At 44.4% G+C, this 16,318-nt stretch carries 11 protein-coding genes; 1 reads left to right on the top strand and 10 read right to left on the bottom strand.

The genetic code is table 11. The features are described from left to right. Positions 1-157: 157 nt before the first annotated feature. The 5 genes from C825_RS08000 to hisS form a co-directional block, all read right to left on the bottom strand. Positions 158-4,714, bottom strand: coding sequence for a DUF6383 domain-containing protein (locus tag C825_RS08000; protein ID WP_010802099.1), 4,557 nt, complete (start codon positions 4,712-4,714; stop codon positions 158-160). A 359-nt stretch (positions 4,715-5,073) separates the two neighbouring features. Next, the gene (gene groL, locus C825_RS07995; protein WP_010802098.1) at positions 5,074-6,714 is read right to left on the bottom strand and encodes a chaperonin GroEL; all 1,641 of its coding nucleotides are present in this window, start codon (positions 6,712-6,714) and stop codon (positions 5,074-5,076) included. A 33-nt stretch (positions 6,715-6,747) separates the two neighbouring features. Next, entirely contained in the window at positions 6,748-7,017 is a 270-nt protein-coding gene (locus C825_RS07990) for a co-chaperone GroES (protein WP_007654644.1), read from the bottom strand. A gap of 413 nt (positions 7,018-7,430) precedes the next feature. Further along, entirely contained in the window at positions 7,431-8,861 is a 1,431-nt protein-coding gene (locus tag C825_RS07985) for a glycoside hydrolase family 30 protein (RefSeq protein WP_044214872.1), read from the bottom strand. Positions 8,862-9,001: 140 nt separating this feature from the next. Further along, positions 9,002-10,357, bottom strand: coding sequence for a histidine--tRNA ligase (hisS, locus tag C825_RS07980; protein ID WP_044214873.1), 1,356 nt, complete (start codon positions 10,355-10,357; stop codon positions 9,002-9,004). 172 nt (positions 10,358-10,529) lie between these two features. Here hisS and C825_RS07975 point away from each other — a divergent pair, with 172 nt between their 5' ends. After that, positions 10,530-10,745 (top strand): DUF6722 family protein, encoded by a 216-nt coding sequence (locus C825_RS07975; protein WP_010802095.1) that lies wholly within the window; start codon positions 10,530-10,532, stop codon positions 10,743-10,745. A 178-nt stretch (positions 10,746-10,923) separates the two neighbouring features. On the opposite strand, the gene C825_RS07970 is transcribed toward C825_RS07975, so the two are convergent. From C825_RS07970 to C825_RS07950, 5 genes are all read right to left on the bottom strand, one after another. Next, a complete protein-coding gene (locus C825_RS07970; RefSeq protein WP_010802094.1) occupies positions 10,924-11,610 on the bottom strand; it encodes a zinc metallopeptidase in 687 nt (228 codons plus the stop codon). Between the two features lie 124 nt (positions 11,611-11,734). Further along, positions 11,735-13,006, bottom strand: coding sequence for an adenylosuccinate synthase (locus C825_RS07965; protein ID WP_010802093.1), 1,272 nt, complete (start codon positions 13,004-13,006; stop codon positions 11,735-11,737). 20 nt (positions 13,007-13,026) lie between these two features. Beyond that, positions 13,027-13,500, bottom strand: coding sequence for a Fur family transcriptional regulator (locus C825_RS07960; protein WP_007654655.1), 474 nt, complete (start codon positions 13,498-13,500; stop codon positions 13,027-13,029). Between the two features lie 57 nt (positions 13,501-13,557). Beyond that, positions 13,558-14,241 (bottom strand): DNA alkylation repair protein, encoded by a 684-nt coding sequence (locus C825_RS07955; protein ID WP_010802092.1) that lies wholly within the window; start codon positions 14,239-14,241, stop codon positions 13,558-13,560. A gap of 4 nt (positions 14,242-14,245) precedes the next feature. Then, on the bottom strand, positions 14,246-16,303 hold the full coding sequence (locus C825_RS07950) for a dipeptidyl-peptidase 3 family protein (protein WP_010802091.1): 2,058 nt from the start codon (positions 16,301-16,303) through the stop codon (positions 14,246-14,248). Between the last annotated feature and the right edge of the window lie 15 nt (positions 16,304-16,318).

Here is a 16,318-nt window from a genome sequence, read left to right as displayed (position 1 = left end):
ATCATAAGACCTGTTCCAATAAAGAAAACCTTCGCTTTCTCTAACCGGGAACTTACGATCGGTTTACGATGCGAAGATACAAAAAAACTCCGCCGGTTTCCCGACGGAGTTTCTATCTTTAATACTTTCGGACTTTTCAGTCTTTCGGGTATCTTATTTACTTAACAACAGTTTTAACTGCGCTTTCGCCTTCAACAGCTACTACAACGATACCTGCCGGAGCAGAGATTGTAGCATTGTCAGAAGAAAGAACTGTTCTTGCGATTGTCTGTCCTAATACATTTGTTACAACAACTGTCTTATTAGCAGCACCCTGGATTGTTACAGAACCTACGCCACCGAATACGTTGAATCCATCAACTGTGATGTCTTCGTTGCCTACTGGCGGACTGTAAGAATCTTCGTCAAACTGCATGTCACCTGTAACAGGTTCAGTAAAGATTGAAGTACCGAACTCAGCGATGTCAGATGAAGCAGATTTTACAATTGAAGGAGAATAGCTATAAGCTGTTACGCGTACTGCATATTCAGTCTTCGGCTGCAAGTTGATTGCTCTGATTGAAGTTGAAGTAGGACCTACTTCTTCTGATTCAATACCCTGAACAAAGAGGAAGTCCCATTTGTCAGATTCTTCCATGTAGCTAGCTACCGGCAGAGAACCGAAGTCAGGATTCCAGTCATTCTTATTGAATGCACCAGTGTTTTCTTCAAGACCGTCTTTTTCGTCACGAGACAAACGAGTTGTGTTAGTGAATTCGAAGATATCGATCTGCTTGCCACCTTCTTTCAACAGAACTGTATAAGTGTTAGCCGGGTTCAAATCAGCGTCAACGCTAAATGCTTCAGCCTTATAAGCCTCATTCAACTGAGTATTTGTTGAAATAACATCCATAGTGTTATATTCAGCGCCATTCTTCATGATAGTCAGCTTATAGTTGTGGTGCAGCAACGGATTGATAACTTCACCTGTTCCGTTGAACAATTCAACCATGATTGTACCTTCTTCAGCTTTCACTTCAGAGATAAAGATATTCTTAGAAGTGTTCTGCTTTTCGTACTGACCAAGTTCTACTTTGTAGTAGTGAGCACCCGGAACTGCAGACCATCTGAATTCAGCCTTGCTACCGTTAATGTTGTCAGACAAATATTTAGTATCAACTACAGGAGCAGCCAGAACCGGAGAATAATTAACCGGAAGATCTACTGTACAGTTGCACAATGTGCTTGCTGCTAATACATCCGTAACCAGATCATGATCGCTCTTATCAGCCAACAGATCAACAGAAACCGGAATAATAGCTTCGCTTACATATTCAGCCTGGTTCTTACCTTCAGTAGAAGCGATCAATGCACCAGCAGGAGAGATAGCAATTACTTTAGATACCTCTTCAGTAGGATCGATTGAAGGCAGATCTTTACCGATCAAATAGATTTCCTTCGTTGCAGCAATGTCTGCATCGATGAATGTAACAGCGCCGAAGTCTAACTTAGCCAACTTAGCAGCTTTTGTATCAGGAGTTGCAGCGAAATACAGTTCAGGTTGTTTAACATCACCATAGATGTTAGCAGCTACTGTATCATTACGGTAAGCTCCGTAGATATCGAACAGGCTGATATAGCCATTGCTCTGACCATTATTGTTTTCTACTTCTTTGTAAGCATACTTTTCATCCAAACCGTATACATAAGTCCAGCTGATCTGGTCTTTGATCTGCATCGGATACAGACGAACCGTGTCATTTACATAATTATAGATGAAGTCTTTGTTATCAACTGCTGAATGAATTGTATCAGGAACGATACCAGCCTTGTCAGACGGTTTGAATGTAGACTTAACGTAAGCAAGTAACTCACCGTATTTGTTAGGAATCAATTTGCCACCGTCCAAAGTACCGATAACAACAGTTGTATCGTGATCGAATGCACCAATCTTGTTAGATTTGCTTGTTTCTACAGTTACCGGAGCTACAAGGTTCAAACCTGCGATAACGAAAGTACCATCTTTCACTTCATAACACTGATCCTGACCCAGGTAATAAGTACCATAGTTCTTAGTATACAGATCACGGAATACGTTAGAGTCATATTCGCCCCATTCAAATTGGTCAAGATTCTGGATATTACCCAGGAAGCTGGTATAAGCACCTACCGGTTTGTCACCTGTCAATGTAGAGATAAGACCTTTGAATACAGTACCAACTACGTTGAATTGGTTGAAACCTGTCAATTCTTTTTCCCAATCTTCGTGAGTAGCTTTACCATCACCTGAATCATTTGTCAACAGGCCGAACTGAGCCATATCTGTAAGGATTTCTTCTGTCGGAACCCAATCGGTTCTGGACTGAGGTGTATATCTAACCTTAACAGGAATACCATTATTTTTCAGGTCATCCAGATTAGCTTGTTTGTAGGGAACACGGATATACAATGTGTCACCAGCACTTTCACCACGCCATACAGAACCAGGTTGCGGTTCAAGACCACCAACATCACCACGATTCCAAACAGCATTTGCATATTCTGTTGAGAAATAAAAGTTCTTATCCTGTTTTACTTTCGCTTCACCAATTCTCATAGCCTGTTTGTACAGACGGATAGTCGTATAGTTAGCGTCGTCAGCATCCGGTTTCAAACCTGTTGCGTAAACATGAACAACATGGTTACGAGAAGAGCCACCGATACCCCATACATAAGAATCCTTATTAGTAAAGTAAGGAGCTGCAAATACTTCAGCACCACCCTTTACAGCTTCACCTACAGGACATTCGCAATCCTGAGCAGCAGAGATCAAACCAGCAGAAATATTCATAATGTTTGCCAATGTTCCGGTTACAGAACCAACAACACCCTTATCTGTTTCAATACCTCTCCAGTTAGTCCATACGTGCTGAGTACGAGCAGATGTAGTCAGAACACCCGGATAATAAGCTTCACCCAGATTGATCAAATCCTGTCCTGAATAACCTTCGCAATCATCCTGAGTATTCAATGTTGCTGACAAGCCCCATTTTTCTTCGATATTATAAGCACCATCCTGATCGATGTTCATGTTACCTGATGCAAAGTGGAAAGCAGCTTTCACTGTCCAACCTTCATTCAGATTACCTAAACAATCGATAGCAGCTTCCGGAATACATCTTGTATGTTTAAATCCTTCAACTAATTCACCTTCGAAGTACCAGTTGAATCCCAAGAATTCAATCTTATCTTCCCATCTGTCGGTAGAACCCGGATCAGCCGGAGTTAATAATTCAAGATTTAATGCACCACCATCACAAGAGTTATCAATTGCCATTCTTACAGCATTCGCAGGTGCAGGGCCAGGACCTTCTGCACAATCTAAAATAAACTTAGGCAGATATGTGAAATCAATAGATGTTTCAAGAACTTCTTCGTATTTTGTAAAGACTAAGTCGTCACCGAATTTGAATGTACCGCGAGCATCTACGCTATGTCTTACAAACGCTGTATCCGTACTGGATGCAGTAGTCGTAGCAAATACATAGTCAGCCAAAGCCCACTGGTCTTTCACAGTACCCGGCTCTACATGATAAACAACCTTTACATTTGACCAGTCAACCGGATTGTATTCATTGAACAAACCTGCACGTACATAGAAACTTCTACTTCCGTCAGCTTCTGTTGCCTGAGAGAAGTTACCTTCAGTTACAGCAACATTACCAATCTTTTCAAGAACGATAGGAGCTTTCACATTCAGCTTCAAATAAGTAGCCTGAACATGATGAGGAGTTTCAGCACCAGCCATCTTATCATTGAACTTCCAGATCTTAACATCCATTTCAGATGCTTCGCATTCAGTAGAACGGTTAACACCTACACGGAATTCTTTTTCTGTTTCATAATCTATTTCTACGTGAGGACGAATGAAATCAAGATTAATGTCACCGAACAAAGTTACAGGTTCCAAAGTATCAGATGTTTCGCTGTCATCAGCTTTAGAGTATTCTGATTCAAGAACAACACGGATAATAGCATTATCAATATTAATTTTACCTGCACCAGTTGCATTGAACATAACTTGGTAAGCTTCCGGTGTTGTATTAGCACCTACAGTTACACCATTCTTGTCAATTTTAAAACCATCGTCATAAACTTCGTCATAAGGAAGTTCACCACGAGTAGTTCCATCCAGTTCTAAAACTTCAGCTGTTTCAATCTTCCATAACAGATTACGGTTTACATTAGCGTTTTCTAAACGGCTAATCCAGAAATGGAAACTTGTTGCATCTGTTAAGCCTCTTGTATCAAATACGAATTCAACACGACTCTTAACTTCTCTGGTTGGTCTAACACCCAGATAGTTAAAATCCTTTACTGTTGTAATACCGTAATGAGGTTTATTGACATTGTCATAAAACTCACCAGTTGACAGGAAATCACCTCCTGCAACAGGGCTAGCCTCAGAATCGAAAGAAACAAACATACCAGGAAGAAGAGTAGCATCAGCCACCTTATTCAAAGGTAAAGTATACTTCCAAATATTAACCGGATGAGTTTTATTTACTAACGCATCTCCATCGAGAAGGTTAAATTTCGCAGCGGCTTTCAATTGTGCTTCAGTAGGATCTTCAAATGCAGCCTTATAAGCATCACCTGTCTTGTACCAGGCTGGGACCGCATTTTGAGCAAAAATTGAAAAACTACTGCTTGCCACAAGGAACGCGGCGAACAAAGTAGAAAACTTTTTGTTCATAATCAAATAATTTAATTAGTAATAAAATATAAAGTTCAAATAAATCTTTCTATCAAAATAAAGTTCTGACGACTACTTACCGTCGCATTCATCTGTGCATACCTTGCACCTAAATTCTTATGCAAATATACATATCTTTTTTTGTTGCACTATTTTTTTGTTATATTTTTTTCCCTTTAACCATGCTTTCTTATCCGATTCTTACCTTAAATCGTACAAAGGGGACGGTTTTAAGGACATATCCAACCATTAGCACTTCATTTCCTGCAATATTCCCTATACATTATTATATATAACAAAAAACGGCCACCTCCTTTTCAGGAAGCAGCCGTTTCCGGTTTTATCTTGATGGGAAGATATTACATCATGCCACCCATGCCGCCACCCATACCCGGGTTCATCGGAGGCATAGCAGGAGTATCTTCTTTCTTCTCTGCGATTACACATTCTGTTGTCAGGAACATACCAGCGATAGAAGCTGCGTTTTCCAAAGCAACACGAGTTACCTTAGCAGGGTCGATTACACCGGCAGCGCACAGGTTTTCATACTTGTCTGTACGAGCATTGTAACCGAAGTCACCTTTACCTTCTTTTACTTTCTGAACGATAACGGCACCTTCCTTACCTGCGTTAGCAACGATCTGACGCAACGGTTCTTCGATAGCACGTTTTACGATTTCGATACCTGTTGTTTCGTCTTCGTTTTCACCCTTCATGCCTTCCAGTACTTCGATAGCACGGATGTAAGCTACACCACCACCAGGAACTGTACCTTCTTCGATAGCAGCGCGGGTTGCATGCAAAGCATCATCCACACGGTCTTTCTTTTCTTTCATTTCCACTTCAGAAGGAGCACCTACGTAAAGAACAGCTACACCGCCAGCCATCTTAGCCAGACGTTCCTGTAGTTTTTCTTTGTCGTAGTCAGAAGTAGTGTTTTCGATCTGAGTTTTGATCTGACCGATACGAGCCTGGATAGCAGCTTTGTCGCCGGCACCGTTAACGATAGTTGTAGTATCTTTGTCTACAGTGATCTTTTCGGCAGTACCCAGCATATCCATTGTAGCACCTTCCAGCTTCAAACCTTTTTCTTCAGAGATAACCACACCGCCAGTCAGCACTGCGATATCTTCCAACATAGCTTTACGACGGTCGCCGAAGCCCGGAGCCTTCACTGCACAGATCTTCAAAGAACCACGCAGACGGTTTACAACCAATGTAGCCAATGCTTCGCTGTCGATATCTTCTGCGATGATCAACAGCGGACGACCGCTCTGAACAGCCGGTTCCAGGATAGGAAGCAAGTCCTTCAATACAGAGATCTTCTTGTCGTAGATCAGGATATACGGATTTTCCATCTCGCATTCCATCTTTTCTGTGTTGGTTACGAAGTACGGAGAGATGTAACCACGGTCGAACTGCATACCTTCTACTACGTCAACTGTAGTTTCAGTACCTTTTGCTTCTTCCACTGTGATAACGCCTTCTTTCTTCACTTTCTGCATAGCTTCAGCAATCAGTTTACCGATCATTTCGTCACCGTTAGCAGAGATCTTAGCTACGTGTTCGATCTTTTCGAACTGGTCGCCTACTTCTTCAGCCTGGTCAGCGATCTTTTCAACCACTTTGGCAACGGCTTTGTCGATACCGCGTTTCAGGTCCATCGGGTTAGCACCTGCTGTAACGTTCTTCAAACCAACACCGATGATAGACTGTGCCAATACAGTAGCAGTAGTTGTACCGTCACCTGCATTGTCGTTTGTTTTGGAAGCCACTTCCTTTACCAGCTGAGCACCCATGTTTTCGAACGGGCAAGCCAGTTCCACTTCTTTAGCTACCGTTACACCGTCTTTAGTGATGTGAGGAGCACCGAATTTCTTTTCGATGATCACGTTACGGCCTTTCGGGCCTAATGTTACTTTTACAGCATTTGCCAATTCGTCCACACCTTTCTTCAAAAGGTCGCGGGCATCCATATCGTACTTAATTTCTTTTGCCATGATTATATTGTTTTATTATTTCCGTTTAATGAATTAGATAATAGCTAAAATGTCAGACTGACGCATGATAAGATATTTCTCACCATCCAGTTCGATTTCTGTTCCTGCATATTTTCCGTACAGTACAGTATCGCCACCTTTCACAACCATTTCTTCATCCTTTGTTCCGTTACCCACGGCAACAACTTCACCTTTTAAAGGTTTTTCTTTTGCTGAATCCGGGATAATGATTCCGCCAAGTGTCTTTTCTTCTGCTGCAGCCGGCTTAATAAGCACTCTGTCTGCTAATGGTCTAATGTTCATCTTACTATATTTTTAATTGTTAATAATATTATGTTTACATGTGTTTTTCTAATTCACGCTTATTCCTATGCGAAATCTGTGCCAAATTAATTGGCAGGGAAAAGACTGCCAATTTTGCATAAACAGACGTTTAGATGCGCCGACATGACTGACAGGATGACTATACATTCCGCCTCACATGCTTCCCGACTAGAACAAAAGTAACGGGAAAGTAGTTCATAAGTCACGGTCTTTTAACTGATAAGTCCTAAACTTTTATTCTTTTGAGCATGCCTTAATTTAATTTTCAGCTAGCTAAAAATAGATTTCGACCATGCTAAAAATCAATTCCGAGCATGCTCAAAAGTAAAAAAATAAGGGACGAAAGAGTTAGAATCTGCCGTCCCTTACATTAATATATAGTATATTTCAAATTAGTCTATCAGCAGTGTTGCGATGGAATGAGCCGGTAGTACAGGCTGGTAGACGCGACCGTCGATTTCAACAGATACCTGGCGGTCCTCATTTCCTTCGTTTGCCAAAGCGACAACAATACTTTTGTCGGGGTTGACGAAGGCCATGAGATTGCTGAACTGGCCGGAGGTTTCCAGTTTACGGGCACCGGGCTGGACGTAATGGCTCAAATGTTTCATTACATAATATTCGGGAGTGTAATGGAAGGTTTTTGTATCGGGATCGACAACCACAAGGGAGTTTTGCGCCCATCCCCAACGGCTGATACCGCCTTTATCCAGCGAGATATTCCAATACATATAGGCCGACGCACCATTATCCAGGTAATGACGCATCAGGTTCCAGGAGTAAACGGCACCGCTCCAGTCATTCTTTCCGTCTCCGCATTCCTGCTCGGTCTGATAGAGTTTCATATCGGGATAACGTTCGTGTATACCTTTGATCGCTCCTTTTCCCGCCCATTGGAAACCGACTGCGCTGATATACTTGCCGCTTACCGGGTCGGTCAGGATGGTATCCACCAATGCTTCGTTGGCACGTTCCATGGTGCCGAACATCACTTTCACGTCCTGTTCCTTCATAGCCGGACCTAGATAGTTGCCGACGAAGTTAGCCAGGGAAGCAGCCGTCCAGCAACAACTAGGGAATATCTGTGCCGAATTGAACTCATTCTGCGGCATGACGGCAAAGATGTCGATGCCCTGTTCACGATAGGCTTCGATAAATTTGGAGAAGTAAAGGGCATACGATTGCAGGTAAAGGGAGTCCTGGATAAACATATCCGTTCCTTCATAACCGACCTTATCGGCAGGCAGGCCGTTGCGGTACTTCTCGTTGTAGGCTTCGCCGGTATAGGCGGAGGCATAATGCTTATTATATTTCATCCAGGCAGGAGGACACCAGGGAGAGGCCCAGATACGCAGGTCGGAATTGTATTTCTGTGCGCCTTTAATAAAGGGGATCAATGTCTGCTGGTCGTTGGCGATGGTGAAGTATTCCATTTCGAAATCGCCTTCGGTCTCATTATAGGAATACCAGTCACGGGAGAAATCGTTGGCACCCACCGGCATACGGCAGATGGTGAAATTCGCCCCTATCTCCGGAAAGAAGAGTTCTTCCATGATCTCTTCGCGGACTGTCGGATCGAGTTTGCTCAGGGAAATCCAGCCCAGCTCGTTGAAGCAGGCACCGAAACCGTCTATCTTCTGTCCTTTCTTATGGGTATGGATAACCGCGTCGATCGTCGGAATCGTATCCGAAGAGGCAGAGACCAGGTCGGATTGCTCCTGCCACGGTTCGTTTTCCGTAGTTATTATCCAGGATGCTCTTGGCTGAACAGAACAGGAAGAGAGGACTAAAGCGAATGCGAGAATTAAAAGAGATGTTTTCATGAGACTAATATTAAGGATGACACAAACCCGTTCCCGTGCTTGACACGGGATCGCAAAAGAACAGGTCATATGCCTATTTATTCAGGCAGCACCTTTGCGGCCCCGTGTCAAGCACGGGGCCGCAAAGGTGCTTATTTATATCAGAACTTTGCAATCAGTTCTTCTACAGTGACAGGTGTTTGTTCGCCTGTAATCATATTCTTCAGGTTAATCTTGCCTTCGCTCATCTCCGTTTCGCCAACGATAGCGACATACGGGATTTTCTTCGTATCGGCATACCCCATCTGCTTCTTCATCTTGGCGGATTCGGGGAAAAGTTCGGTACGGATACCGGCGGCACGAACCCGGGCGATAATCGGTAACAGATAACTTTCTTCCTTCTCACCGAAGTTGACAAACAGTAACTGTGTTGTCTTCAACGAATCGGCCGGATACAGGTCCAACTGATTCAGCACGTCGAAGATACGGTCTGCCCCAAAAGAGATACCGACACCCGAAACGCCATCCATGCCAAATACGCCGGTCAAGTTGTCATATCGTCCGCCACCGGTGATACTTCCTATCTGGACATCCAGCGCTTTTACTTCGAAGATGGCACCGGTATAATAGTTCAGACCGCGGGCCAGTGTCAGGTCGAGTTCCAGTTCCGAATGCATAGGCAGCTGGTCGATACGGTCGAGGATGAAGGTCATTTCTTCGATACCCTTCACGGCTATTTCGGAAGTTGCCAACTGTTCTTTCAGGACGGCCAGTTTTTCACGATTGCTACCCGACAGCATGATGATCGGTTGCAAACGGGCAATCGCCTCTTCGGAAAGGCCTTTGGAACGCAACTCTTCATTTACATTATCCAGGCCGATCTTATCCAATTTATCGATAGCCACTGTTATATCAACAATCTTATCCGCTTCACCGATAATTTCGGCAATACCCGACAATATCTTACGGTTGTTCATCTTGATGCAAACGCGGATACCGAAACGGTGGAACACCTCATCCATAATCTGAATCAGTTCCACTTCGTTAATCAGTGAATCGGAGCCTACCACGTCACCGTCGCACTGGTAGAACTCACGGTAACGTCCTTTCTGCGGACGGTCGGCACGCCATACGGGTTGTATCTGATAACGTTTGAAAGGGAATGTTATATCGTTGCGGTGCTGCACCACATAACGGGCAAAAGGAACGGTCAGGTCGTAACGCAATCCTTTCTCACAGGCTTTCACGCCGAATCTTACCGGATTACGTTCCAGCAGTTCTTCATCGGTAATGCTTGAGAAACAATCTCCCGAGTTTAATATCTTGAAAAGTAATTTATCACCTTCTTCGCCATACTTGCCCATCAAGGTCGACAGGTTCTCCATGGCCGGAGTTTCTATTTGCTGAAATCCGTACAGATGATATACTTCACGAATCGTATTGAATATATAATTACGTTTCGCCATTTCTTCGGGCGAAAAATCTCTGGTACCTTTTGGTATAGACGGCTTCTGCATATACTGTTTGCTCTTCTTTATCGTCGGAGCTAACCGACTTTTATATATTAAATTATTATTCGGAATGCAAAGGTAGGTATTTTGTTTCAAATTCGTTATTTATTGGATAGGTTCATTGTTTTGTCTGTTTCTTTTTGTTATGTTTGCAACATATTTAACAAAACGTATAGCTATGAGAAAGAAAAAGACAAGACAAAAGAAAGTATTGTACGGTGAACTTGGTAGTTTTTGCATCGACTTCGCCAAATACATGGCAACAGGAGTTGTCATCACAACATTATTAAAAGATCTTGAGGGACATAATGCGCTTATTTATTCGGGTGGATTTGTTTTAGTTTCAGGATTTTTGTTTTTAGGCTTATTATTCATTAAACTGAAGGAGGATTAGTTATGCCTGATTTTATATTTGTTTGTTTACTGTTTATGGGAATGGGACTCGGATTTTTAATCTGGGCACTTTATATGGAAGGCAAATTTCACAGAACGAAGAAAAAGAAGAAATAAAAAAGCAGCCCGAGTCATTCAGAACGACCCGGGCTGCTTTTTTTATCTGATACGGTACTCGCTTAGTCGCGGCTTCTTCCTCCCAGGAAGATCATTATATAATATAATAATGTAGCCAGCGAACCTAAGGCAGCCACCACATAAGTATAAGCGGCAGAGCGCAAAGCATCTTCGGCCATACCATGCGTAGAGACATTCGTTATCCCGGCACGGCTCAACCATACCAACGCACGCTGGCTGGCATTGATTTCGACCGGCAACGTAATGAAACTAAACAACGTTGTCGATGCAAACAGGATGATACCGAACAACAGCAACTGCGGGAACTGGTTGATCAGCAACATACCGCCCAGCAACACCCAGGTCATGATATTCGAAGCAAAGCTAACCACCGGTACCAACGCCGACCGCATCTTCAGCGGGGCATAAGACGTTGCATGCTGTACTGCGTGACCACATTCATGGGCAGCTACAGCGGCGGCAGCGATACTATTACTATAATATACAGATTCGCTCAGATTCACCGTTTGATTGGCTGGATTGTAATGGTCTGTCAAATGTCCGGGAGTAGAGATCACCTTCACGTCGTAGATGCCGTTATCGCGCAACATCTTTTCAGCCACATCCTTTCCGGTCATACCGTTAGGCATAGGAATCTTAGAATACTTCTCAAACTTGTTCTTCAGTCGGGAAGATACCAGCCAGCTTAACAAGGCAAAACCAATAAATATGATCCAATACATGCTCATAATGTTCCAAATAATTAATTGTTATACAAGATATCTCTTACAAAAAGTCTGCCAAAAACAAAAATGGCAGAAGATTAGCCTGATTAGAGGTGGTCTTCTGCCATTTTGTATTAGTATGTGAGGTTTATTCTTCTGTATACCGGATGATTGTCTGTTCGCGGTCAGGTCCTACCGATACGATTTTAACAGGTACTCCCAGCTCTTCTTCAAGGAATGAGAGATATGCGTTAAACTCTTCGGGGAATTCGTCTTCGCTCTGCATCTTTGTCATGTCAGTCTTCCAACCCGGCAGTTCAACGTATACAGGTTCGATCGTATCGTCGATCTCGAACGGGAATTCCGTCACTTCTTCGCCATTGATCTTGTAGGCTACGCAAGCCTTGATGGTCTCGAAGCTGTCGAGCACGTCACTCTTCATCATGATCAGCTGGCTTACACCGTTGATCATAACGGCATATTTCAAGGCAACCAGGTCGATCCAGCCGCAACGACGTTTACGTCCTGTTACGGAACCGAACTCATGTCCTACCGTACACAGTTTGTCGCCTGTTTCATCAAACAACTCTGTCGGGAACGGACCGCTACCGACACGTGTACAATATGCCTTGAAGATACCGTATACCTCACCGATATTACGCGGAGAGACACCCAGTCCCGTACAGCATCCGGCACAGATCGTGTTGGAAGATGTCACGAACGGATAAGAACCGAAGTCGATGTCCAGCATAGTGCCCTGTGCACCTTCCGCCAGGACAGACTTACCGTCTTTCAGGAAGTTGTTTACCACATGTTCGCTGTCGATCAGGTTGAATTGCTTCAAGTATTCCAATGCTTCAAACCACTGGGCTTCGAGTTCCTTGATATCATACGAATAGTTCAGTGATTTCAGGATTGCTTCGTGGCGTGCCTTGGCGGCAGCATACTTTTCATCGAAGTTGTGCAGCAAGTCACCTACACGGAGACCGTTACGGCTGATCTTGTCTGTATATGTCGGGCCGATACCTTTACCAGTCGTACCGATCTTTCCGGAACCTTTGGCAGCTTCGTAGGCAGCATCCAGCATACGGTGGGTAGGCAGGATCAGGTGTGCCTTCTTGGAAATACAAAGTTGTTTGGTCAGGTCGTGACCACTGGCAGCAAGCGCTTCGGCTTCCTGTTTGAACAATAACGGGTCGAGAACGACTCCATTACCGATAACATTCACTTTTCCACCCTGGAAAATACCTGACGGAATAGAACGCAGGATATACTTTTCTCCGTTAAATTCCAGTGTGTGTCCTGCATTGGGACCTCCTTGAAAACGAGTGATCACATCGTAGTTAGGAGTCAGCACGTCGACAACTTTTCCTTTGCCTTCGTCACCCCATTGCAATCCTAATAAAACATCTACTTTCATTTTATCTTTATAATAGGCTGTTAATATTCTTTTTTACTATTCTTCTGCTGAAGCTTGAACTTGCATTTACTGCATATCCCGTAGATATACAGCGCATGAAATTCCTGTGTGAAACGGGATATCTTCAGATTGTTGACCTCCTTTTTCAGCACGCTGTCTTTCATTTCCCGAATGGCCCCGCACTTCATGCAAACCAGGTGCAGGTGCGTTTCTGCCAATGCCCGCAGTTCGTACTGAACCGACTGGGCGTTGAGTTGATGCCGCACGATCAGGCCGCCGTCTTCCAGCACATCCAACGTGTTGTAAAGCGTTGCCCTACTCACATGGAAATTCGCCTCTTCCAGCTTTTCCTGAAGGGAGTACATATCGAAATGACCGGCGAAGCGACAGATGCATTCAAAGATCGCATATCTTTCCTCCGTCTTTCGTAGTTTTTTCTCAGTCAGATACTCCGTAAACGACTGCTTCATCTCTATGTACTTCTTCTCATCCATTTCGTTGCGACTCTACGCGACCGACAAAGTTAGCGCATTTATTTTAAACGCAAAGCCTTAGCTATAATATTCAAATTCAAATTTTAAATCATTATAGATTTCCTGCCCTTCCGGTGTCTTCATAAACTCCGGAAAGTCATCGAAACCACTCAACATTTGTTTCGCATGATCGGCCGACTGGCGACCGTAAAATTTCATTGCTTTTATCGCTGCCTGCTTCTCTTTCCAGGAAGCGCCGAAGTCGGGCCAGGCAATCGTCCGCATACATTCCACAATGAATGCGGCTCTCACCGGCGCAACCACCGTCTTCCCTACCCTGAACAGTTCCATCCAGATAAGGTAAGCCACCGTACGGGCATATTCGTCTTCCACATTAAAAATCAGCCCGAGCAGAAGGTTATCAACATACGGCAATTTGCAGAACAAATTACGGCTGCATTGTTCCGCTATTTCCAGATAGGGTATTTCTTTCACCCACTGTTCCGCCTGTTTAAAAGGAAAATCATCCACAGGTTGCAACAGGGATGCCAGTATCTTAAACTCGCGGATATCCTCTTTCCACAAAGCGGCTGCCAGATCCGAACCAGGTTCGTGCCGGGCGGCTATCTGCTTTATTTCGGGCAGAGGGACACCGAAGTTCAGCTTATAGTCGATACCCTTTTCGCGCATGCTGGTGGCTATGACACCGTTCATTGCCATGCGCAGTTGGGTACGTATTTCTTTTAGTTCGTCCTGTAACATATCTTTAATCGTTATAAGATGGCAGGAATGAATAATCTTGGCTGTAACGAAGCATCTGGTCTGCGTATCCTTCGGTATAATCGAGAACGATGTCGGTCACTTCGCCTTTGTCGTTCCTTACCTCTTTCATCACCGGGTTCACGAAACCTTTGTATGGAGCCAGGTTCAGTTTGGCATAGCGGGCAAGCACTTCGTCGTGCAAGGTCTGGTCTACTTTCACACCGTAGTCTTCCACCAGTTTCTTTCCGGCGGCGAAATCGCCTTCGCTCTTGATGCGCTGCACTTCTGCCAATAAGGTGCCGAACAAGTTGCGGAGTTTGGCATAATCGTTTACAACGACATATGTCTTGCCGTCACGCTTCTTATATTCGATAACGTTATCGGCTTTACCGTTCTCATAGACCCACCGGGCGATCAACTGACGGTTACGCATGTGAGCTTCTTCCACGTCTTTGCCGGCTTCGATACGGACAAGCTGTGTCATCAGGCCATTCATGATATACTTATAATACTCGGCCTTATAGGCTTCGCCATCCGGAACCAGACCTAATTCAACCAGCTTCGGGTCGGCCAGATAATAAAGGCCGAAGAGGTCGGCACGTGCTTCTTCCAAAGTGGAATCGTAGGCTTTCAGTGCGCCCGATTCGGTATCGGGCAGAAGTTTGCCGGAACCATGCCCCAGGCATTCATGCAGGTCGGTATGCAGGTTGTCAGTCAGGAAGCCGTATTTTGCGAGGGCTTCACGCTCCGCATCACTCCAGATAAACTCTTCGTTAAAGCCATTGCCCTGCGACGCCTTGTCGTAAGCCTCGGTTATATTCTCAATCGTAACGGACTTTGAGCCGTGGTCGCGGCGAATCCAATCCGCATTCGGCAGATTGATACCGATCGGCGTTGCCGGATAACAATCGCCTCCCAACATGGATACGGTGATCACTTTGGCACTCACCCCTTTTACCTTTTCCTTCTTGAAGCGTTTGTCGACCGGAGAATGATCTTCAAACCATTGCGCATTATCGCTGATAATCTTTGTGCGCTTGGTCGCTTCCTTATTGATAAAGTTTACGGTCGACTCCCAGCTGGCTTTCATACCCAGCGGATCACCGTACGTTTCGATAAAACCGTTCACGAAATCCACTTCCGAAGTCGTATCCTCTACCCAAAGGATGGAGTAGGCGTCGAATGTCTTCAAGTCACCGGTCTGATAGTATTCAATCAGTTTTTCGATAATAGCCTTCTGGGTATCGTTTTCGGCAAAAGGAACGGCTTTCTGCAATTCGCCTGCAATCTGTTCGATAGCGGCCGAATAAAGGCCTCCTACTTTCCATACCTTCTCGACAATCTTTCCGTTCTCCTTCACCAGCCGGCTATTGAGTCCGTAAGAGATCGGAGTGACGGTATCTTTACCCACTTTCATAGCGGCATAATAATCTTCTACCTCTTTCTGGGTAATACCGCCGCCATAGTAGTTATTGGCAGACGCCAGGATCAGATCCCGGTCGCCGCTCTGTACGGTACGTTTAGCCAATACAGCCGGATCAAAGATCACCGGAGAGATTTCTGCAACAAACTGCTCCAGAGTCTGTCCTTCACGCAAAGGAAGTTCAGAGACATTCACCTGCTCCAGACAGCTCTGAAAGAATTCGGGGGTAAAGCCGGGAACAAACTTATCCTCTGCATAATGATGATGGATGCCGCTTGAGAACCATACCCGTTTCAGGTACGTCTCCAGGGCCTTGAACTGCTCATCCTCGCGATTTCCTTTATATTCCTTGTAAACCGTTTCCAATGCGCGGCGAACCGACAGGTTATAACGACAATTCTGGTCAAAGAATATGTCGCGCCCCATCAGCGCAGCCTGCGACAGATGATATAATAACTGTTTTTGTTTCAACGAAAGAGACTCGAATCCCGGAACCTGATACCGAAGTATCTGAAGGTCTGCGAACTGGTCTACCACATAATTAAAATCCTCCTGCGGCGCCTGAACATTCTTTTCTTTCGGGCCTGCACAGGCGGTTAATGCCACTGCTGTCATAAGCGATACAATTGTATTTCTCATTTTATTTATACTAAT

The sequence above is a fragment of the Parabacteroides sp. ASF519 genome (genome assembly GCF_000364265.2).
GTDB classification, from domain to species: domain Bacteria; phylum Bacteroidota; class Bacteroidia; order Bacteroidales; family Tannerellaceae; genus Parabacteroides; species Parabacteroides goldsteinii.
The sequence above is the reverse complement of the archived record's forward strand: the minus strand, read 5'-3'. Positions and strand labels throughout refer to the sequence as shown.

Excerpts from the sequence above, each read along its gene's own strand:
- C825_RS08000 (WP_010802099.1), bottom strand. The coding sequence starts at position 4,714 with ATGAACAAAAAGTTTTCTACTTTGTTCGCCGCGTTCCTTGTGGCAAGC.
- groL (WP_010802098.1), bottom strand. The coding sequence starts at position 6,714 with ATGGCAAAAGAAATTAAGTACGATATGGATGCCCGCGACCTTTTGAAG.
- C825_RS07990 (WP_007654644.1), bottom strand. The coding sequence starts at position 7,017 with ATGAACATTAGACCATTAGCAGACAGAGTGCTTATTAAGCCGGCTGCA.
- C825_RS07985 (WP_044214872.1), bottom strand. The coding sequence starts at position 8,861 with ATGAAAACATCTCTTTTAATTCTCGCATTCGCTTTAGTCCTCTCTTCC.
- hisS (WP_044214873.1), bottom strand. The coding sequence starts at position 10,357 with ATGCAGAAGCCGTCTATACCAAAAGGTACCAGAGATTTTTCGCCCGAA.
- C825_RS07975 (WP_010802095.1), top strand. The coding sequence starts at position 10,530 with ATGAGAAAGAAAAAGACAAGACAAAAGAAAGTATTGTACGGTGAACTT.
- C825_RS07970 (WP_010802094.1), bottom strand. The coding sequence starts at position 11,610 with ATGAGCATGTATTGGATCATATTTATTGGTTTTGCCTTGTTAAGCTGG.
- C825_RS07965 (WP_010802093.1), bottom strand. The coding sequence starts at position 13,006 with ATGAAAGTAGATGTTTTATTAGGATTGCAATGGGGTGACGAAGGCAAA.
- C825_RS07960 (WP_007654655.1), bottom strand. The coding sequence starts at position 13,500 with ATGGATGAGAAGAAGTACATAGAGATGAAGCAGTCGTTTACGGAGTAT.
- C825_RS07955 (WP_010802092.1), bottom strand. The coding sequence starts at position 14,241 with ATGTTACAGGACGAACTAAAAGAAATACGTACCCAACTGCGCATGGCA.
- C825_RS07950 (WP_010802091.1), bottom strand. The coding sequence starts at position 16,303 with ATGAGAAATACAATTGTATCGCTTATGACAGCAGTGGCATTAACCGCC.